The sequence below is a fragment of the Nostoc sp. CALU 546 genome (assembly GCF_048836525.1).
On record NZ_JAWJTF010000086.1, the window covers coordinates 1 to 23,929 of the forward strand.

At 40.2% G+C, this 23,929-nt stretch carries 4 protein-coding genes and 2 pseudogenes; 1 reads left to right on the top strand and 5 read right to left on the bottom strand.

What is annotated here, in order from left to right; all coding sequences use genetic code 11:
- Positions 1-229 precede the first annotated feature (229 nt).
- From RRG12_RS31025 to RRG12_RS31035, 3 genes and pseudogenes are all read right to left on the bottom strand, one after another.
- On the bottom strand, positions 230-6,031 hold the full coding sequence (locus RRG12_RS31025) for an AAA family ATPase (protein WP_420761852.1): 5,802 nt from the start codon (positions 6,029-6,031) through the stop codon (positions 230-232).
- 119 nt (positions 6,032-6,150) lie between these two features.
- Complete coding sequence (locus RRG12_RS31030) at positions 6,151-11,604, bottom strand: trifunctional serine/threonine-protein kinase/ATP-binding protein/sensor histidine kinase (protein WP_420761853.1); 5,454 nt, start codon at positions 11,602-11,604, stop codon at positions 6,151-6,153.
- A gap of 73 nt (positions 11,605-11,677) precedes the next feature.
- A pseudogene (locus RRG12_RS31035) lies at positions 11,678-12,655 on the bottom strand (sensor histidine kinase); the annotation flags it as partial.
- 258 nt (positions 12,656-12,913) lie between these two features.
- On the opposite strand from RRG12_RS31035, the gene RRG12_RS31040 reads away from it, so the two are divergent.
- Complete coding sequence (locus RRG12_RS31040; protein WP_420761854.1) at positions 12,914-14,053, top strand: ISH3 family transposase; 1,140 nt, start codon at positions 12,914-12,916, stop codon at positions 14,051-14,053.
- Between the two features lie 329 nt (positions 14,054-14,382).
- Here RRG12_RS31040 and RRG12_RS31045 read toward each other — a convergent pair.
- A pseudogene (locus RRG12_RS31045) lies at positions 14,383-18,301 on the bottom strand (ATP-binding protein); the annotation flags it as partial.
- A gap of 87 nt (positions 18,302-18,388) precedes the next feature.
- On the bottom strand, positions 18,389-23,845 hold the full coding sequence (locus RRG12_RS31050) for a trifunctional serine/threonine-protein kinase/ATP-binding protein/sensor histidine kinase (RefSeq protein WP_420761855.1): 5,457 nt from the start codon (positions 23,843-23,845) through the stop codon (positions 18,389-18,391).
- Positions 23,846-23,929: the final 84 nt, after the last annotated feature.

A 23,929-nucleotide genomic window follows, 5' to 3' on the forward strand; every position in this document is an offset into this window, starting at 1 on the left:
TTTGGATTTCTGAAAAAACTCAGTACAACTAAGAAGCCTTCTTGACTGTTGCCTATTGCCTGCCTACGCAAATTCGTTCAGAAATCAAAGCGGATTCCTATAGCGGTAGCGGGGCGTTTAGCTCGTGCTGAGTTAAAAGAAAGACCACCCACAAGGGGCCTTACTCAAACCCAACAATATAACTACTGAGTACTTCTTAATTTACTCAGCACTCAGCACTCAACACTCATCATTGCCGCACTGGAATTGTAATCACAAACTCTGTGCCTTGTCCTAGGCAGGAGTTGCAGTGTATCAAACCTCCGTGTTTTTCCACGACAATTTGACGAGCGATCGCCAACCCCAACCCCGTGCCTTTTCCTACAGATTTCGTGGTGAATAAATGGTCAAATATCTTTTGCTTAACTTCTTCACTCATTCCCTTAGCATTATCAGCAATTGTTATTTGAACCTGGTTATCTTTCAATGAGGTTTGAATTGTAATCTTGTGAGGATTTTTTTGAATATCTAAAAAGCTCCGCCCAGAATTCGACTCATCTAAGGCATCAATGGCATTGGCAAGGATGTTCATAAAGACCTGATTTAATTGTCCAGGAAAACATTCAACTTGCGGTAACTTGCCATACTCAGTTATTACTTCAATCGCAGGGCGTTGTTCGTTAGCTTTGAGGCGATGTTTGAGAATTAAAATCGTACTGTCAATACCTTCGTGGATATTAAATGGCACTTTGTAATCTTTATCTGCACGGGAGAAGGTTCTTAAACTAGTGCTGATGTTTTTCAGGCGATCGCACGCCATCACCATTGCATCAATTGCTTTGGGTAAATCTTCTAAGGTATAATCTAAGTCGATTTCCTCAGCATGATCAAGAATTTCATCACCCGCATTAGGTAAACTTTTTTGATAAAGTTTCAAGTGTTTAACAACATCAGCAATAGTGGGTTTAGCCTGTTTGAGACTTGCAGAAATAAAGCCCAAAGGATTATTCATTTCATGAGCTACCCCAGCAACCAAATTACCCAGCGCAGACATTTTCTCACTCTGAACAATTTGTAATTGGGCTTGTTGTAAATCTTCTAAGGCTGTTCCGAGTGCTTGAGATTTTTCTGTGATCACTGACTCAGCTTGTTTGCGATCGCTAATATTAATAGTTGTCCCAACTATGCGATAAACTTTGCCCGTCTCATCTTTTAATGGACTTAGTGTAGTTAACCACCAAGCTTTCTGGTCATTAAATGTGAGACATTCTTCATAGGTGAGAGGTATTTGGGTTTGTAAACAACGCAGATAATTTTGATATACTCCTGTACCTTGATGACCATATAATTCTTGCGGAGTTTTACCTAGCACTTGGGAAGCAGGTATACCAACTGCAAGTTCGCAAGATTTACTCCATCCTGTGTACTCAAACTTACCATTATCCCGGATATCAAACACAAAAATCAGACAGCCAATACCTTCGTAAATGCTACTGAGAAACTTTTCTCGCTCGTGGAGATGATTATATAATTGGGCATTTTCTAAAGAAATTGCCGCTTGAGTGCAGAGGAAGTTGACAACAGAAAGGCGATCGCTAGTAAATACCCCTTGAGTCAGTTGATTTTCTAAGTAAAGAATCCCTAGCAAACGCCCTTGATTAATAATTGGGGTACACAATACACTCTGGGGTTGGGTTCGGTGCATATATTCCCCAACTAAGCCAATAATATCTGTTTGGCAATTGTCTATAACGACTGTTTGCTTGGTATTTTTGACATAATTGATCATATTTACAGGAATATCTTGACAAGTATCTAGTGATTGTGGTGCAAAAATGGTTTGTATTTCCTGATGATTGATCGAGGTAATTGCCCTAACTTGCCAAGTATCATTTTGGGGAAGAATGAGCGCAACTTTTTTCGCGCCGGAGTTTTCTAGGATAATGCGGGTGAGGCTGGTAATTAGTTGATCTAATTCCAGAGAACTGGAAATAGCTTGAGCGGCTTTGAGGACAGAGGTAAAATCCAGAACATCGGAAATACTGCTGCTGTCAGTGCTAGAAGTGCGAGTAGATGAGGAAATCCCACGAAAGTTAACAGTTTCTAAAGGGTTGAGGTTGATTCGTTGGTGTCGCAGAATGGATTGGAGTAGTTGGGGATAGCGTTTTTCGAGGTTTTCTATTTTGGCTTTTGCGCCCCAACGAGCGTAGCAGTAGTATGCTTGGTGCATATATCCTTGGGCAAGTTTTTCTTTACCCCAATCAAGGTAGAATTTGGTTGCTAGTTCATTGCTAAGTGCTTCTTCGTTAACGTATTCGTTTTTTTGGGCGATGGAGATGGCGCGATCGTAATGTTCAAGTGCTTCTGCTTTATTGCCCAACACTCGTTGTTTTTCAGCTTCAACTAAATGCCATTTATGCAGATGATTCGTGGGAGCATTTTGTGCCGATTGGTGCAAAGTGGTTTGATGGAGTTTTACCTGGGCGAGAATTTCGGCTTGTTCAACTTCTGACTGTGTGGGAAATAGTGCCAAATGCGTCAGGGCTGCATAGAAATGAAAAATGGGAACAAAAATCATCCCTGATACTGCCATCAAATACTGTTTGGCTTGGGCGCTATAGTTTAGGGCAGCCGTGTAGTTACCAAAAAAGTAGGCAAGCATCAGTTTGTAAGTATAAGCAATAGCGATCGCTGTGAGATCCTTATCCTGATGGTGCTTAGGAAGCATCACCGTTTCATCGTAGGCAGTGCCAATTAAGCAATCCGACAGAATACGGGCTTCCCTCAAGTTCTGCACAGTCTGCTGCATCATATCTAAATAAGTCTGGGCAGAATGTTGTTTTACCTGCACTAAGACAGCCCTGTAATCTGCTATTTCCGGTTCCCAAATGTCCAGTTCTACCCCACCAAAAAGTTTGGCAATGAAGTAATTGAGGGAGTTATAGCCAGCGTTGAGAAAATCACCAGTTTCTATACCAGTTGCATAGCCATCTTTCATCGTCAGCATCGTTGCCCTAAGAGGTTCCTGATGATGTTGAACCCAAGCCGCAAACAGAAGTAGAACTTTACACTTAAATTCCCCGACATTAAATCGATCGAGCAAGTTCATTGCTAATCGCCCAAAGCTATAGCCTGTTTTCACTTCTCCCAAAAAGGCACACAACACCATACTGTGAATCGCATACCCCACCGTTGATCCTGGTGCATTCCCAAACTGGATTGATAAACTCACCATTGTTGCGCTCAGTATGGGCAGTAATCCTGGCATTGCCTGTAGAATCGGTGAGAATAATATTCCTAACAGTTGCATGGCTGCCTGAGTGTGGCGCTCGCTCATTACAGGTAGATCGACTAATTCCTCAATCTCTCTGTCACCTTGAAGACTGGCTACGGTTTGTAGTGCTTTACCAATTTTGGCTTCGTCAGGTGCAGTGGGGAGTTCAACCCCCAATTGAAAGAGTGCATCTCTTCCGATTGCGATCGCTTCTAATATTTTGCTCTGGGCTGTCTGGGCAGCAATTTGAATTTCGTAAATTTTAACTTTGTCTAAAATCGTCTGGGCTGATTGCAACACTTGTGCTGCTATCTGTTCCATGCCATCAAAGTCAGCATTCAAGTAGGCGGCTTCGGTGGCGGCAACGTAGAGACTCAGAGTCAATTTATATTGATCTTGCCAGCAGTTGACTGTCAGTAGCTCAATCCCAGTCTGTAAATAGACTCTGGCCGCAGTGTATGCAGTAGAACTTTTTGCCTTACTTCCTGCTAGCAAGTTAAGTTGAGCTAAGGCTTCTCGCTCGTTTGATTGAGTGATTAATTCTTGTCCTAAATTCAAATGCCCAACAATATCAAACAGTTTTTCCTCTTGTTCTATTTGAGAGGAATTTTCTAGAAGTAATTGGCCAATTTTGAGATGAGTTGCTTGTTTTTGGTTATCAGGAATTAGAGAATAAGCCGCTTGTTGCACTCTGTCATGTAAAAATCTATAAGAAACTGTCCTTGGCTTGCTATTTTCTAATAATAAATGACCATCAATTAATGATGAATCTTGATAAAACTTATAAACATCACTAATTGCTAGAATCAACCCTTCTTGTAAAGCTTTCCATAAACTAGCAGCCGTTTCAATTTCTGATTCTTCCGAAACAATTGCCAAAGTGGCTAAATCAAATTTATTGCCAATGCAAGCCGCTAGTTGCAATACCTGTTGAGTTGATTGATGCAGTCTTTGTAATTGAAATACCATGAACTTAACAACATCATCTGTAACAGCTTGCTGATTTATTTGAGTAATATCACATTGCCAAAACCCTGAGTAAAAATTAAATTCAATTAAGCCATCTTGATGTAATGCTTTGAGAAACTGGATAGCGAAAAACGGATTACCCTGAGTTTTCTGAGATACTAGTAGAGAAAGAGGTAATGCCAAATTTTCTGTACATTTAAGTGTATCAGCAACTAATTTATTCACTTGCCCTTGACTAAGAGGTGCTAAAGTAATCGTATTAATCGTTGCGTCTGTTTTTTGGATATCATTCAAAGTCAACATTAACGGATGTGCTGGGTTGACTTCGTTATCACGATAAGCACCAATTAAGAAAAGATATTTTGTATCAGCCATTAATAACTGCATTAACATCAGTGATGCCGAATCAGCCCATTGCAAATCATCTAAAAACATCACTAATGGATGTGCATCACTAGTAAAGACTTGGGTAAATTTCTGGAATAGTAAATTAAATCTATTTTGTGCCGCCGTTCCTGATAATTCTGGCGCTGGCGGTTGTTTGCCAATAATTCTTTCCAATTCGGGGATAACTTCAATAATTACTTGTCCGTTATCACCTACAGCCGCTAAAATCTTGGTTTTAAATTGCTGGATTTGAGTATCGCTTTCTGTTAATAATTGCCCCATTAAATCCCGGAAGGCTTGGACAAATGCCGAAAAGGGAATATTTCGTTTAAATTGGTCATATTTCCCTTTGATAAAATAACCACGTTGTTTGACGATTGGTTTATGAACTTCGTTAACTACAACAGTTTTACCAATACCAGAAAAACCAGCTACCAACATCATTTCTGTTGCACCAAGACTAACTCTTTCAAATGCTTCGAGTAGGGTTGATACTTCGTTTTCTCTTCCATAAAGTTTGTCGGGAATAATAAAGCGATCGCACACATCCCGTTGAGCAATTGGGAAACGCTTAATTTCACCAGTTTCTTGGAGTTGAAATAAACAATTTTCTAAATCAAATTTTAGTCCTAATGCACTCTGATAACGGTCTTCAGCATTTTTCTCCATCAATTTCATCACGATATCACAGAGAACTTTGGGAATCTCTTCCCTATCTCCTAAAAGAGGTGGAAGTTTTGCTAAATGACAATGTACCAACTCCATCGGATCGTTTGATTTAAACGGTAATTCTCCTGCGAGTAGTTCGTAAAAAGTTACACCTAAAGAATATAAGTCAGTACGATAGTCAATCCCCCGATTCATTCTTCCTGTTTGTTCTGGAGAAATATAACTAAGTGTTCCTTCCAACACATTGGGATTCATCAGAGTTTGAGTTTCTCGTGGTAGCAGAGATGCAATACTAAAGTCAATTAATTTAACTTGTTTGGTTTTGGGATTAATCAGGATATTGGCGGGTTTGATATCTTTATGAATAATCCGATCGCGGTAGAGTAAATCTAAGGTATTGCACAGTGCGATCGCTATCTGTAAAAACTCCATCAAAGATTCTAGCCTTCCCCTTACTCCCCAATCCTTGAGAGAAATCCCCCCAAAGTCTTCCATCACCAACGCATAGCCATTTTCGTAGGGTTCCAGGCTGTAAGTTTGGATGATTAGAGGTGAGTTAAGATTTTTGGCAATGGTGTACTGATTACGAAACTGCACTAGTTCGCTGAAACTAGGATAAGGATTTTTTAGCAGTTTAATTACTACTGGTATTGAGTCAGTCTCTCGATACCCTCGATAAACCAGAGTTCTAGAACCATTGTAGAGTTCTTCGCTAATTCGATATCCGGGAATATTGATAAAGATACTCACCATGTTGCTAAATCTGTGAAACTTCCAGATTTAGTATTCCCAAAAAAGACCAAAAGATCCCCGACTTCGCGAAGTCGGGGATCTAAAGCCAAGGCTTGAGAGCAAATGAAAGTCGCCAAAAATCATACCGGAATTTCAATGATAAATTCTGTACCCTCACCTAGAACAGAGTTAAAACTCAATTTTCCGCCGTGAGTTTCTTCAACAATTTGACGCGCGATCGCTAACCCCAATCCTGTACCTTTACCAACAGCTTTCGTAGTAAATAAATGGTCAAATATTTTTGATTTGACTTGTTCACTCATCCCATTACCATTATCCGCAATGGCAATTTTAACTAGATTATTTGCGACTGAAGTTGTAATTATAATGCAGTTAGGATTGGCTTTAAACTCTTCAAAACTGCGTCCAATGTTAGATTCATCTAATGCATCAATACCATTTGCCAGAAGATTCATAAATACCTGATTTAATTGACCAGGAAAACATTCAACTTGAGGCAGTTTTCCATAGTTAGTTATCACTTCAATAGCGGGACGTTGTTCATTGCCCTTGAGACGATGTTTCAAAATTAAAATTGTGCTATCAATGCCATCATGAATGTTAAATGGCACTTTGTAGTCTTTATCGGCACGAGAGAAAGTTCTTAAACTAGTGCTGATATTTTTCAGGCGATCGCACGCCATAGACATGGAATCAATCATCTTGGGCAAGTCTTCTACAGTATAATCCAAGTCGATTTCTTCAGCGTGTTCAAGAATTTCATCTCCGGGCGCAGGAAACCTTTCTTGATATAGTTTCAAGTGTTTGATACAATCGCCAAAGGTAGGTTTGGCTTGTTTTAGACTAGCAGCAATAAAACCGAGGGGATTATTCATTTCGTGAGCCACCCCGGCGACTAAATTACCCAATGCAGACATCTTTTCACTTTGCACGATTTGTAATTGAGCGCCCTGGAGTTCTTGTAAAGCTGCTTCTAGCTGTTGAGCAGCTTCTAGCGATCGCTCATAAAGTCGAGCATTTTCCAAAGAAATCGCGGCTTGGGCGCAAAGTAAGTTGAGAAGTTCGACGCGATCGCTTGTAAACGCCCCCGTTGCTAGATTATTTTCTAGATATAAAATCCCCATCAACTTCCCTTGATGCAAAATCGGGCTACACAAGATACTTTTGGGCTGCTGACGGATGATATAGGGGTCATTGGCTAAGGTGCGATCGGCACTTGCATCAACTATTACAGCAGTTTGCTTGTCATGCTTGACTTTGTAAATCAGTCTGTGGGGAATGTCCTGGCTATCTTCAATGGGAATACGCTGCAAGACAACTGGCTTTGAACCTGTGGTAATTGACCCTTTGATTAACAGGCGCGAGTCTCGCAAGAGCATGAACACGCATTTATCAGCCCCCGCATTTTCGATGACGATCGTCAGCAACGATGAAAGTAGATTTTCCAGTTCGATTTCAGCGGAAATAGTATGAGAAGCTTTGAGAATAGTAGCTAAATCTAAAGCCAGAGAAACATTATTACTGGATATGGCCGAACTGGTGGAGGTGACACTACCCAATGTGAACAGAGTTTCGTGAGTGGAGAGAGGAGAACGGGTTTGCTCTAATATAGGTCTAAGTAGTTGCGGATAGCGAGCTTCTAGGTCAGCGACTTTGGCTTTTGCACCCCAATGAGCATAGGCATAGTAGGCTGCAACCATGTATTCCCCGGCTATGCGCTCTTTGCCCCAATCTAGGTAGAATTTTGCTGCCAGTTCGTTAGCAAGTGCTTCTTCTTGGGTATATTCGTTGGCTTTGGCTAGAGTTATCGCCTTGTCGTAAAACTCAATTGCTTCGGCTTTTTGCCCTAACACTCGACATTTTTCTGCCGCTACCAAATCAACTTTATGTTGATAATTCATGGGTGCATGATCCGCCCATTGCTGTAATTTGGTTTGATTTTCTATGACACCCTGCAATGCTTCTGATGTTTCATCTAACTGTGGATTTAATTGTGCCAGAGTTAGCAGAGAATCATAAAGATAAAATACTGGTTCGCTGACTAATCCCGCACCAGCCATAAAATAGTGTCTGACTTCAATAGCATGATTTTTCGCTGGCTCAATTTCTCCAAACAAGAAACAAAGCATTAGTTTATACAAATGGAAAATATACGATCCATATCCATCTTTGGCGAATTGTAGCTGCTGGAGAAATTCTATTTCTTCAAGGGCTTTTCCAGACAAAAGGGTGGTGTGTTCTGCAAAACCTAGCAGATTTAAAACAGGTTGCCAATAAATCCGGCAATAATTTGCGGTTGTTAATTGATTTAATTGCGTCAAACTATGGCAGTAAGCGCTAATATCCTGCTCTAAGGTAGCCAGGGGTTTACTGCTCCAAAAAGAATTAAGACAAAAACTGTGGCCATTGTACCCAGCAAGTACCAAGTTCCCAAATTCTATGGCAGTGGTGTAACCTTCTTGCAACAGGGGTAGTGTTTCTTGAATGTGAGAGTTGCGGTGTACAATAAACAACCCCAAGAGCATCAAAATCTCTGTTTTACTGGCTTTGGCATCGAGTTTTGAGATAATCTGGAGTGCCAGAGAACCAAACTGTGTTCCTGTATCCACGACTTGGAAGAAATTGCAGAGAATATTGCCATAGTTCGCATAGCCGAAAGCAGAAGTCGATGTGTTACCGTACTGAATCGAGAGTTTAATGGACAAAGTATTCAGCAATGGGTACAACGTTGAGCCAGTGAGGTAAGCTGCTGGGCTGATGATATTGACAATCTTAAGAATAGCGAGTTTTTCTCCATCTGTCATTTCAGGCAAGTGAACCAAATCAGCGATTTCCCGATCTCCAATGAGTTCCTCAATCTGTTGGATTTCCCGTTGAATATCTGATGGTGTCGGTGTTTCAGGAAAGGTGACACCAAGCTGTTGTAAGATTGGTTGGGCGATCGCGATCGCTGATGTCAGTTTACTTTGGGAAATATGAGATTGAATTCTAATGCAGTAAACATTGACTTTTTCAGGTAAGGAGCGTGCCTGTTGAATGACAACATCAATAAGCTGTTCCATCGCCTCAAAATTACCGTTTAGCATTGCTACTTCCGCAGCTAATTCATATAAGGCGAGGGTCATTTCATACTGCTGCTGCCAAGCATTTTCTGACAACAAAGACAATCCCACTGTGGCATATTCACGCGCTGCTTGATAGGCGGTTGAAGTTTTAGCTTTGCGACAGGCAATTAAATTGAGGCTAGCTAATTCTTCTCGTTGAGTTGGTTGGGTAATTAAAACAGTTCCGTGATTTAATTGATTGACGATTTCAAAAATCCGGTCAACTCTAGCTTGTGCGGAAATCTGTTGCAGCAACAGTTGTCCGATTTGGTAATGAGTCGTTTGTTTTTGGTCATCGGGAATTAGGGAATAGGCTGCTTGTTGAACGCGATCGTGTAAAAATTTATAAGAAACTGTCATTTGTCCATTGTCATTGGTCATTTGTTTTTGACTATCTACTAATGACAGATGACTAATACTTCGACTACGCTCAGTACAAGTGACTAATGACTCTTGTTGATAAAACTTATAAACATCACCAATCGGTAAAATCAAACCTTCTTGCAATGCTTTCCATAAATTGGCTGCGGTTTCTACTTCTGAGTGTTCTGAAACAATTGCTAATGTTGTTAGCTCGAACTGATTGCCAATACAAGCGGCTAACTTCAGAATATTCTGTGTTGCTAAGGGTAACTTCTCTAACTGCAACGCCATAAATTCTACAACATCATCGGTCAAGGCTTGTTGATTAATTTTGGATAGATCGCATTGCCAACAGCCTAACTCCAAGTTAAATTGAATGAGATTTTCTTCGTGTAGGGCTTTGAGAAATTGGGTGGCAAAAAATGGGTTGCCTTTAGTTTTTTGATAGACTAATTGTGAAAGGGGTAATGCCAAATTTTCTGTACTTTTTAGGGTATCAGCGACTAATTGATTGATTTGGGATTGACTCAGGGGTGTTAAAGTAATAGTATTAATGGTTGCTTGGTTTTTTTGGATTTCACTCAAAGTCAACATTAATGGATGGGCTGGATTGACTTCATTATCCCGATAAGCACCAATGATGAAAAGATGACCTGTATCAGCCATTAATAGCTGCATCAACTTTAATGATGCTGAATCAGCCCATTGTAAATCATCTAAAAACATCACTAATGGATGTTCGGCGCTAGTAAAGATTTGGGTGAATTTTTGAAACAATAAATTAAAGCGATTTTGGGCTGCCGTTCCTGATAATTCTACTGCTGGTGGTTGTTCGCCAATAATTTTTTCTAATTCGGGAATGACTTCAATAATTACCTGACCATTCTCTCCAACAGTTTCTAATATTTGATGTTTCCATTGCTCTAGTTGGACATCACTTTCGGTTAACAATTGCCCCATTAAATCCCGAAATGCTTGTACAAAAGCAGAGAAGGGAATATTGCGTTGAAATTGGTCAAATTTTCCTTTGATAAAATAACCGCGTTGCCGAACAATTGGTTTATGAACTTCGTTGACAACGGCGGTTTTCCCAATACCAGAGAAACCTGCAACGAGCATCATTTCTGTTGCACCAAGGCTGACTCTTTCAAATGCTTGCAGTAAAGTTTCTGCTTCGGTTTCTCGTCCATAGAGTTTGTCGGGAATGATGAAGCGATCGCACACATCCCGTTGTCCAATATCAAAGCTTTGAATTTCACCAGAAACTTGTAGCTGATATAAACATTTTTCTAAATCCAATTTCAGTCCCAAGGCACTTTGATATCTGGATTCTGCATTCTTCGCCATCAGTTTCATCACGATATCGCACAAAACTTGCGGAATTTTTGTCTCCTTTATTTCACTTAAATTCGGGGGATTTTTGGCAATATGACAATGGACTAACTCCATCGGCTCTTTGGATTCAAAAGGTAACTTTCCTCCCAGTAATTCGTATAAAGTTACTCCCAAAGAATAAAAGTCACTTCGATAGTCAATCCCCCGATTCATTCGACCTGTTTGTTCCGGGGAAATATAAGCGAGTGTCCCTTCTAATCCATTGGGATTGATTAAAGTTTGCGTTTCTCGTGGTAGTAAAGATGCAATACTAAAGTCGATTAATTTAATTTGTTTTGTTTCGAGATTAATTAAAATATTGGCGGGTTTGATATCTTTATGAATAATCCGCTCTCGGTAGAGTATATCTAAGGTATTGCAGAGTGCGATCGCAATTTCTAAAAACTCCTGTAGAGATTGCCCCCTTCCCTTAACTTCCCAATCCTTGAGAGAAATTCCCCCAAAGTCTTCCATCACCAGCGCGTAGCCATTTTGGTATGGTTGGAGGCTGTAGGTTTGGACGATCAGAGGAGAGTTGAGATTTTTAGCAATGGTGTATTGATTCCGAAACGACAAGAGTTCGTTGAAATCTGGATATGGATTTTTCAGCAATTTAATGGCTACAGGTAATGAGTCAGCCTCCCGATACCCTCGATAAACTACGGTTCTCGAACCATTGTAGAGTTCTTCGCTGATGCGATATCCGGGAATATTGACAAGAGTGCTAACCATACTGCTAAATCCTTAAATTTCCAGGTTTAGTATTCCCAGATATCTGAAGCGTGTTTAACATTACATACAAAACTTATACTGGAATTTCAATGATAAATTCAGTACCTTCATCTAGAACAGAGTTAAAACTTAATTTTCCGCCGTGGGTTTCTTCCACAATTTGACGAGCGATCGCTAATCCTAATCCCGTACCTTTTCCAACAGCTTTGGTAGTAAATAAATGGTCAAAAATCTTTTGTTGAATTTCTTCACTTATCCCTTTACCATTATCAGCAATGGCAATTTTTACCTTTTCATTTTCGACCGATGTTTGAATCTTGATGTAGTTGGGATTCGCTTTAATTTCTGTAAAATTGCGTCCCTGATTAGATTCATCCAAGGCATCAATAGCATTAGCAAGAAGATTCATAAATACCTGATTTAATTGCCCAGGAAAACATTCTACTTGAGGTAAATTACCGTATTTGGTGACAACTTCAATAGCCGGACGAGTCTCCGAAGCCTTGAGGCGATGGCGTAAAATCAAGATGGTGCTATCAATGCCTTCATGCAGGTTAAATTTCTGCTTTTGATCGGTATCAGCACGGGAGAAGGTGCGGAGACTCTTGCTAATGCTTGTGATGCGATCGCCACCATCCTTCATGGCTCTAATTAACTTGGGTAAATCATCCCGTAAATATTCCAGGTCGATTGTCTCTAATTCTTCTTCAATCTCCGTCCCAGGTTGGGGAAATTTATCGTTGTAGAGGTCAATCAACCCAAATAGGTCATTAATGGAATTTTGGACAGCATCAACATTGCCAATAATACAGCCGACAGGATTGTTGATTTCGTGGGCAACTCCGGCGACTAAGTTACCCAGTGCAGACATTTTTTCACTTTGGACTATTTGTAATTGAGCTTGTTGCAAGTCGGTGAGAGTCTGCTGGACTTGATTATAAAGTCGGGCATTTTCTAGAGAAATAGCCACTTGAGTGCAGAGAAAGTCGAGAATAATGATGCGTTCGCTAGTAAACACACCACTGGTTAAGCGATTTTTGAGATACAAAATCAGTAGACCTAAAAGTTCTGCGATCGCTCTGTGATCGATACCTGGGTATCTGATTCTTGCCTAATAAACTGTGTTTATTGATACGCTTTTTGGAAAAGTAATTGAGAAATATAACATAAGTAAAATTAATCAATTAACCAAAAAGGTAAGGGTAGATTTTGCACCAGAATATAGTTCTGGTACTGTGGTATGCAATTTTTGTAAAGTATAGGGGTAAAGATAAAAATTTTTTGATTCTGAGGATGATTGAGTTTGGCTATGACTGCAACACAACCAGTTTTAACTGATAGTAAAACCTTAAATGAAGTAGTTAACTGTTTAACAGAACATATTCCAATTCAGACTCAAGGCAAGTGTGAACAACAAAATATCTTTGAAATTTTAATTCGAGCAGCCACCCAAAAAGATAGTATTGAAAATACTACCAAAGTCTTAAAAAATGTTCCTACAAGTAATGACATACGTTACCATTTAGAGAAATATTCAGACCTAAAATCTCTGGAATTAGACTTAAATACAGCACTACAAAGTCGCTTGCCAGATGGGATTCGACAGGGAAAACAAAAAATAGCCATTGACTTTAACTTAATTCCTTATTATGGTGAACCGACACTATTAGAAGCGCCATATATTTACAGAAGTCAAGCTAAAAATGGCACTTGCTCTTTTTATGCTTATGCTACTGTCTATGTAATTAAAAAGAATAAGCGAGTCACCTTAGCTATTAAAGCTGTTCAACAACAAAATACAAAAGTAGCAATTATCACTTATCTTTTAGCACTGATTGAGCCTTTAAATCTTCAAATCGAAAGATTGTATTTAGACCGAGAATTCTTCTGTGTGCCAGTCATCAGATGGTTGCAAGCTCTTGATATTCCTTTTGAAATGCCAGTGATTATTCGGGGCAAACATGGCGGAACTAGACAATTAATTAGAGGGCGGCGTAGTTATAAGACTTGTTATACTTTAAACAGTGATAAATATGGCTCAGTTACTTTTAATGTGTGGATAGTTTGTACATATAAAAATGGTAAAAGACGAGCGCATGGGCGGGAGTTTTTTATTTACGCTGTTTATAAAGTTAAGCTGTCATTACATTCAATACATGATGACTACCGTCTTCGTTTCGGAATTGAAAGTAGCTATCGGATGAAAAATCAATGTCGCATTAAAACTACTATTAAAAATCCTACCATTAGGCTTCTATTTGTAGCTTTATCATTTTTAATTATTAATATTTGGATTTACCTCGTATGGCATTATCTTAGCCGTTTAAAAAGAAGCAGACGACAAGTTTTTTCTCATTTATTTACCCTCAAACAGATGCTTGAGTTTTTACGTCAAGTAGTAGACCGCAACTATGGAGTAAAGAGCGAAGTTTGTTTACCATCTGGGTGATTTTGGTTGATTACCGAGATATTTAATAAGTTTTACTTATTTATTATCCAGAGCAGTCAGCTTTTTTATATTCCCTAAGAAAACGGTATCATACACTACTATTTTTTAGCGATCGCAGAACTTTTAGGTCTACTGAATTTGGGTAAGTTGGTGGAGCAGATCGTCTAATTGAATCGTCCTCGAAAGTGCTTGAGAGGCTTTGATAATGGCAGCAAAATCAAGGGTTGTATTGATCCTGGAACCGCTAGAAGTTTTGCGGGTGTTGGAATGAAGTGAATAGTTGGGAGTAGCGATCGTTGCTAGCGTGCCTAACATTGTCACCGAGAAATCGGACTGTTGCAAAATCGGACAAAGCAAGTCTGGATAACGAGTTTCTAAGTCATCAGTTTTAGCTTTAGCTTCCCAACGGGAATAACAGTAATAGGCTTCTTGCATATAGCTGGCGGCAACTTTCTCTTTACCCCAATCGAGGTAAAATTTAGCAGCAAGTTCGTTTGCTAAGGCTTCTTCTTGGATATATTCGTTGGCTTTGGCTAGAGTTATGGCGCGATCGAACAGTTCAATTGCTTCTGCTTTCTGTCCTGATAAAATACTTAAAGTAGCATTAACTAAATCGTATTTATGAGCAAAGTTTTCTGGGCAACTAATTGCCCAGAGACTAAGTTGAGCTTGGTTTGACTTAACTTTTTGAATGTAACTATTGTCTAAGCCTAGAGCATGAGTTCGACAGTATTCTGCTATCGCAATAGATTGATAGAAATTGATGGCTGCAACTTGGTATTTTCCAATAATAGTCCCAACAAGTTCTTCAGCCCCCTGTGCTGCTTCTATAGCCTCTTCATAGCGCCCGTAAAAGCATAGGACTTTAGTTTTCAGGAGTAAATAATGGCAAATTGCATAGTCGCTATTGTTGACTCTACAGGACTCAAGATGCTGCTGCTCAGTTGGGAGATTCTCCGCAGGAAAAGCTGTAAGTTCAGGCAACCAAATATTTAATCCCGCTATCACATCCACAGCCAGTTGATAGTTAAGTTTCTTAGCACAAAATTCTAAATATTCAGGAAGATTTTGCTGAACTTCTAATACACTGTCTCCTGCATAAAATGAATTGAGCAACTTGTACATCAAAAGATTACCTGAGAAAACCATCTCCCCAGACTGGAGTCCAGCGATTAATCCTTCATCAAAAATCGAACCGGAGCTACGCAGAGGACGCACCCAAGAAAGGAGATTGTTGCCTAGCATATAGCAAGCTTTGCAGAGATTATCTGCTTGCTTAAATCGTTTGGCTAAATTCTCTGCCAAGACTCCAAATTCATAGCCCAATTGATAGTCACGCTGATAATATCCCAAGTACATCCCATAGGCTGAAAATCCGTTTCCTGATTCAGCTATTACGCCAAAATTGAGAGATACTGAAACCATTGATAACGCAACGAGAAAGTATAGCTCTCCCTTTTGTAGAACATAAACTGGTACGATTAAATTATTGAGGATTTTGATAATCAAGCGCTTCTCTAGATCGGTAGCTTCTGGTTCATTGACTAGCTCCTCTGGCTGGCGATTGGCTAATTTTAGTTGAATCTCATTTTGGGATGATTCAAGTTTCTCTGGTAAATCTATTTCTGATAAATCAAAATTCAAGCAAGATAATGCCTTTTGTCCATACTGAAGTGCTTGCAGATAATGACCTTGTAATGTGAACATCAAAATTGCCAGGTTAAAGGCTTCGGCTCTTTCAAGTTGTCGTTTGGCAAAGTTAGAGATTGTTTCAATAATGGCTAGAGAAGATTGAAAATCTCCAGACAAATACTTAACTTCTGCGAGATAGAAATAAACTTCTAGGGACTTTTCGTAGTCTTGCTGCCAACTATTTGGAGGTAACAAGCGTTGAGCTACCGTAAAATAGTTTACGGCAACTCCATAGGCAGTAGACTCTTTAGCCCTTATCCCTGCAATACAGTTTAGCCGCAAAAGTTCTAAACGTTCTTCCTGGCTTTGATGCAGTTCAAAACCCTGATTTAAGTGATTAACGATCGCAAAAATTTTGCTCCCTTGTTCTTCCGGTGAAACATTAGCCAGCAGAAGGTTGCCAATTTTGAAGTGAGTTGCTTGTTTTAAACCGTCAGGAATAAGAGAGTAAGCCGCTTGCTGAACGCGATCGTGGATAAAGAGATAACTCACATTGAGGTTATTCATCGCTTCTATATCTTCAATATCATGTTCATTCCCTTGGAAAAACTTGTAGGTTGAGTTTTCTGGGATAACTAACCCCTCTTGAAGCGATCGCCACAAGTCTACTGCTACACTATCTTGACCAGCTTCGCAGACTATTGCTAATGTTTCTAAATCAAATCGATTACCAATGCAAGCCGCTAACTTTAATACTTCTTGTGTTGCTACTGGTAGCCTCCGCAATCGTTGGGTAGTAAATGCAACTACATCATCTGTCAATGCTAATTGTGTCACCTGGCTTAAGTTGCACTGCCAATAACCGGATAAACGATTGAAAATAATACATTCTTCCTCATACAGTGCGGATAAAAACTGGATTGTAAAAAATGCGTTTCCCTGAGTTTTTTGGTAGACCAACTGCGAAAGTGATGCAGCGATATCATTGGAACACAGCAATGTATCGGCAACTAAACAAGTAATATCTGATTCCTTCAAAGGAGCCAAGATTAAAGTATTAAGATTGACACCTCGTTGTCTCATCTCATTCAGGGTTAACATCAATGGATGAGCCGGAAAAACTTCATTATCCCGATAAGTTCCAAGTACTAATAAATAGCCTGCTTCCGACTCGCTCATCAACAATTTCAACAAGTTCAAAGAAGCAGAATCAGCCCACTGTAAATCATCGAGGAAAATCACTAAAGGATGTTCTTTCTTGGTAAATACCTGAATAAATTTGCCAAACAGCAGATTAAACCGATTCTGAGAAGCACTACCAACTAGCTCAACTACCGGGGGTTGGGAACCAATAATGTGTTCTAGTTCGGGAATGACTTCAATCAGAACTTGTCCATTTTCACCAACAGCAGCCAGAATTTGCTTTTTCCAACGAGCTAGTTCTACATCAGATGCGCTCAAGAGTTGTCCCATCAAGCTGCGGAAAGCTTGGACAAAGGCAGAAAACGGAATGTTGCGATTGAACTGATCATATTTGCCTTTGATGAAATAGCCGTGCTGTCGGGTGATGGGTTTGTGGACTTCATTCACGACTGCTGTTTTGCCAATACCAGAAAAACCAGCCACCAGTATCAGTTCAGAACTACCACTAGCAACACGATCGAAGGCTTTCAGTAAAGACTGAACTTCATTTTTCCGTCCATAAAGTTTGTCGGGGATGATGAAGCGATCGCACACATCCCGTTGAGCAATGGGGAAGTCTTCTATTTTGCTTGTTTCCTTTAATTGAACCAAGCAGTTTTCTAAGTCATATTTCAGCCCTAATGCACTCTGATAACGGTCTTCGGCATTTTTCGCCATTAACTTACTAACAATTGCAGAGAGTACAGATGGAATTGCTGAATTAATTTCATGTACTAAGGTTGCTGATTTCGCAATATGACAGTGTAGCAACTCCATCGCATCCTCTGACTGAAATGGTAAAACTCCCGTCAGTAATTCGTAAAAAGTTACGCCCAAAGAATAAAAATCAGTGCGGTAGTCAATCCCGCGATTCATCCTTCCTGTTTGTTCTGGGGAAATATAAGCGAGTGTTCCTTCCAGTACATTTGGATTTATCAGTGTTTGGGTTTCTCGTGGCAATAAAGATGCAATACTAAAGTCAATTAATTTGACTTGTTTGGTTTCAGGATTAATTAAAATATTGGCGGGTTTGATATCTTTATGAATAATCCGATGGCGGTAGAGTATATCTAAAGTGTTGCAAAGTGCGATCGCTATCTCCAAAAACTCTATCAGAGATTCTACACTTCCCCTCATTCTCCATTCCACCAGAGAAATCCCCCCAAAGTCTTCCATCACCAGCGCATAGCCATTTTGGTAAGGTTCTAGGCTATAGGTTTGAACGATTAGAGGTGAGTTAAGATTTTTGGCAATGGTGTATTGATTGCGAAATGACAAGAGTTCAGAGAAACTGGGATAAGGATTTTTTAGCAGTTTAATGACTACAGGTAATAAGTCCGTTTCTCGATACCCTCGATAAACTAAAGTTCTTGAACCATTGTAGAGTTCTTCACTAATGCGATATCCGGGAATACTGGCTAAGATGCTCACCATACTGCTAAATCTGTGAAACTTCCAGGTTTAGTATTCCCAAAAAAGATCCCCGACAACTTGCGCGAAGTCGAGGATCTGAGGACTAAACTATAACGGAATTTCAATGGAAAATTCTGTTCCCTCTCCTAGTTTAGAAATGCAGCTTAACTGACCTCCATGTTTTTCTACTACAATCGAATAGCTAGTTGACAATCCCAAACCTGTCGCACTACCAATCGGCTTTGTAGTAAAAAATGGATTAAACATCTTATTTTGCACAGACTCGCTCATCCCTACACCGTTGTCTGCAATGCGGATTATTACCTTTTTAGGTTCTAAAAATTCCGTCCGAATTCTAATAGTAGGTGTGCGATTTATCTTTGATTCTTGTATAGCATCAATAGCATTATTTATCAGATGTATAAATACCTGATTTAACGCTGAAGCATAACAATTAACTAAAGGTAGGTTTGCATATTCTCGAATAACTGTAATTTCGGAATGCTTGCTATTGTTTTTAAGTCGATGTTGCAAAATTAACAGCGTGCTATCAATACCAGAGTGAATATCTACTGATTTTATTTCTGATTCATCCAAACGGGAAAAATTTCGCAGCGACAGCACAATTTGACGGATACGATCTGCTCCTACCCTCATCGACGAGAGTAGCTTTTGTAAATCATTCACCAGAAATTCTAGTTCTATCTCGGTGATTTTTGCGGCAATCTCTGGCAACGGTTGGGGATAATATTTCTGATATAAGTTATTTAATTCAATTAAGGAAGCAACATATTCACTGGCTGGCTCTAAGTTGCCATAGATGAAATTAATCGGATTATTAATTTCATGAGCAATTCCAGCAACTAGCTGTCCCAAACCTGACATTTTTTCAGCTTGAATTAGCTTGGCTTGAGTCGAGTATAGTTTTTCTAAGGTTGATTCTAGCTGAGTGTAAGAACGTGTGATTTCCTGGGTGCGTTCTTCGACTTTTTGCTCCAAAGTATGGGAATATTCCTCTAATTGGCGATAAAGTTGGGCATTTTCTAGAGAGATCGCTGCTTGAGTCGTGAGGAGTTTGAGAACTTGTAGGCGATCGCTCGTAAATGCTCCCACTGTCAAATTATTTTCTAGGTACAAAATGCCAATCAATTTGCCTTGGTTGAGAATTGGCGCACAGAGAATACTCTTAGGTGAATGGCGAATAATATAAGGGTCAGCTACTAGGGTTGGCTCAACTACTGCATTCTCAATTACTGTCAAGGTGAGGGTATTTTTGACCCGATTGATTAGGGTAACGGGTACTGTTTGACCATCGTCAAAGGGCAGCCTTCGCAAGATAATATTAGGCTGTTCCAATTGGGATAATGCCTCAATTACCCAGCGCGAGCCTGAAGGCATCAGCAACGCACATTTATCCGCTCCCGCACTTTCCAGTATCACCTCAAGTAGAGTTGAGAGTAATTTATCCAACTCAATTTCACTCGACAGAGATTGAGAAGCTTTGAGAATGGTCGCCAGATCCAGGGCTTGGGAGAGGCTAGCATTATTGAAGCTAGAAGTCTGAATCGTGTGAGAAGAGATCGCAATCATCGTTTCCGTAGATGTGAAAGATGATTGCTGTTTTTGGCAAATTGTGGCGAGTAGTTGGGGATAGCGGGTTTCTAAATCAACAACTTTAGCTTTTGCTCCCCAACGGGTGTAACAATAATAAGCTTCATTCATATAGGTTTGAGCGATTTTTTCTTTGCCCCAATCCAGATAGAATTTAGCAGCTAGTTCATTGGCTAATGCTTCTTCGTTGGGGTATTGATTTTCTTTGGCGAGTTGAATGGCGCGATCGTACTGCTCCATTGCTTCCAATTTGTTACCGAGAACTCGACACTTTTCGGCCTCCAAGAGATGCCATTTATGCTGATGATTCATCGGGGCATTGTGCGCCCACTGATGCAGAATAGTTTCATAGGTTTTAAACTCGGCGAAAATTACCGAAAGCTCAATTTCTGACTTTGTGGGAACAAGTGCCAAGTACGTCAGGGCTGCATAGAAATGGAAAGTGGGAATATGCACCATTCCCGATGCTGCCATCAAATAGGATTTGCCTTGGGTGATATAGTCGAGAGCAGCCTGATAATTGCCAAAGTAGTAGGCAAGCAGCAGTTTGTAAGTAGAAACAAAGGCGATCATTGTGAGATTCTTATCCTCGTGGTGCTTAGGAATCATCACCGTTTCATCGTAGGCAGTGCCTATTAAGCAATCGGGCTGGCTCACCGTTTCTCTGAACTGCTGCACTGTTTGCCGCACCATACCCAAAATAATCCGCGCTGAATCTTGTTTCAATTGAGCCAGGGCAGCACTGTAACCAGTCAATTCCGGTGCCAACGTGTCTAGGTCTACACCTGCAAAAAGCGCAACATAGGCGTAATTTGCTATGCCGTAGCCAGCAAAGAGAAAATCACCTGTTTCCATACCAATGATGTAACTATCTTTCATGGTTGGTAGCGTTGCCAAGAATGATTGCTGGTGATGCTGAATGAAATTCCCAAACAGGTTGAGAGTGCTGCATTTCATGGACTGAGCATTCAACCTCTCCAGCAAGGAGAGTGATAATTTACCAAACTCGTAGCCTGTTTCGACTTCGCCAAGAATTGAACATAGCACCATGCCATGAATCACATAGCCGACTGTCGAGGCTTTGTCATTGCCAAACTGGAGCGATAACCGCACCATCGTCGCGCTCAACAGGGGCAGTAAACCTGGCATTCCCTGGAACACAGGTGCAACCAACATTCTTAACAATTGCATTGCGGCTTGGGCTGTGCGATCGCTCATCACGGGCAGATCGATTAACCCAGCAATCTCTCTACCATTTAGTTGCTGGTTAAGTTCTTGTAAGGCTTTGTCAATCAAAGCTTCGTCTACTTCCGTCGGGAAATCCACCCCAAATTGTGCTAAAGCCTCTGTTCCCACTGCCAGCGCCGTTAATATTTGGATCTGAGCCGTCTGTGCCACGATTTGAATTTCGTAGATTTTCACTTTGTCGAAAATAGTCTGTGCTTGTCGCAATACCACTGCGGCTAGCTGTTCCATACCCTCAAAGTCACCATTCAAATACGCAACTTCCGCAGCCGTCACATACAAATTTAGAGTTAGTTCATATTGATGTTGCCAACAATCGACCTCTAGTAAATCAATTCCAGTTTGTAGATACACTTTGGCGGCAGTGTATGCAGTTGAACTTCTGGCTTTACTGCCAGCTTTGAAGTTAAGTTGCGCTAAGGCTTCTCGTTCCTGTTGTTGATTAATTAATTCAATTCCTAAATTCAAATGAAGGGCAATATCAAACAGTTTTTCTTCTCGTTCTATTTCTGAAAAGTTTTGCTGAAGTAACTGCCCAATTTTGACATGGGTTGCTTTTTTTTGGTCATCAGGAATTAAGGAATAAGCTGCTTGTTGAACTCGGTCATGCAAAAACCGATAAATCGGATTAGCTGCGGCATTAGAAACCGAGGTACCATCTGATTGAATAAAGAACTTATAGATTTCCGTATTCGGAATAATCAGCCCTTCTTGCAAAGCTTTCCATAAATCAGCCGCCGTTGTTTCTAGGGATTGTTCTGAAACGATCGCCAGCGTATTCAAATCAAACTGCGCTCCAATACAAGCTGCTAGTTTGAGAACATTCTGAGTCTGGTTCGGCAACTTCTGCAATTGCAGTGACAAAAACTCCACCACATCATCAGTAATTGCTAAGGCTCTGACTTGGGCAATATTACACTGCCACCCCCCTTGTCTTCCCCCCTTGCTAAGGGGGGACTGAGGGGGGTCAAAAGTAATTAGATTATCGTCATTTAATGCTTTGAGAAACTGGGTAGCAAAAAAAGGATTACCATGAGTTTTTTGATAGACTAATTTTGTCAAAGGTTGGGCTAGCAATAATTTGCAATTTAGGGTATCTGCCACCAACTGATTCATATCTGGTTCGCTTAACGGTTGCAGAACAATCGTATTGACCACTGCCCCAGTTTTGACAATTTCATCTACAGTCAGGATGAATGGGTGAACCGGCGAAACCTCATTATCTCGATATGCACCCAAGATTAATAAATGTCCTGTTTCTGACATTAATAATTCCAGCAATTTCAGCGATGCGGAATCTGCCCATTGCAAATCATCTAAAAACATCACTAAAGGATGTTCAACACTTGTGAAGATTTGCACAAATTTCTGCATCAGCAGATTAAAGCGGGTTTCGGCAGCACTCCCTAATAGTTCTATAGCTGGAGGTTGAGTACCAATAATAAGTTCTAGCTCTGGAATTACATCAATTAAGACTTGTCCATTGTCGCCAACGGCTTCGAGAATTTTGGTTTTCCAGGCTTGTAATTGTGCATCTGATTCTGAAAGCAATTGCCCCATTAAATCTCGGAATGCTTGCACAAATGCCGAAAAGGGAATATTGCGCTGGAATTGGTCATATTTCCCTTTAATAAAATAACCGCGTTGCCGGACAATGGGTTTATGAACTTCATTGACAACGGCAGTTTTTCCAATTCCAGAAAAACCTGCTACCAACATCATTTCTGTTGTCCCAAGGCTGACTTTTTCAAATGCTTGGAGCAGGGTTAATACTTCGATTTCTCTGCCGTAGAGTTTTTCGGGAATGAGGAAGCGATCGCTAATATCTCGTTCTCCTAATGTAAAATATTCAATATTATCGGTGGCTTGTAATTGACTTAGACAAATTTCTAAATCATGCTTGATTCCCAAGGCACTCTGATAGCGTTCTTCGGCATTCTTCGCCATTAACTTACTGACGATTTCAGATAAAACTAAGGGAATATTGGGATTGTGATGATGTACGGCAATGGGATTTTTGGCAAGATGACAATGCACCAACTCCATCGGATCGTTTGAGACAAATGGTAAAACTCCAGTGAGTAATTCATAAAATGTGACACCTAATGAGTAGAAGTCACTGCGATAGTCAATTCCCCGGTTCATCCTTCCAGTTTGCTCTGGCGAAAGATAAGCAAGTGTGCCTTCTAGAGCATTGGCATTTTTAATTTCTTGGGTTTCTCTTGGTAGCAAAGATGCAATACTGAAGTCAATTAATTTAACTTGTTTGGTTTCGGGATTAATTAAAATATTACTGGGTTTAATATCTTTATGAATAATACGATGACGAATGAGAATATCTAATGTGTTACACAGAGATATAGCGGGGAGCAAAAATTCCTTTAGAGAGGTTATATGTAACCTCTCTACCTTGACAAAATCCTTAAGAGATATGCCCCCAAAGTCTTCCATCACCAACGTATAGCCATTTTGGTATGGTTCTAGGCTATAAGTTTGAATAATTCCCGGATGGTTAAGATTTTTGGCGATGGTGTATTGATTGCGAAACGACAAGAGTTCAGAGAAGCTGGGATAAGGATTTTTCAGCAGTTTAATCACTACAGGTAACGAGTCAGTCTCTCGATACCCTCGATAAACTAGGGTTCTCGAACCATTGTAGAGTTCTTCGCTAATCTTGTATCCGGGAATATTGACAATAGTGCTAACCATGCTGCTAAATCTGTGAAACTTCCAGATTTAGTATTCCCAAAAAAGATCCCTGACAACTTGCGCGAAGTCGGGTATCTGAGAGGA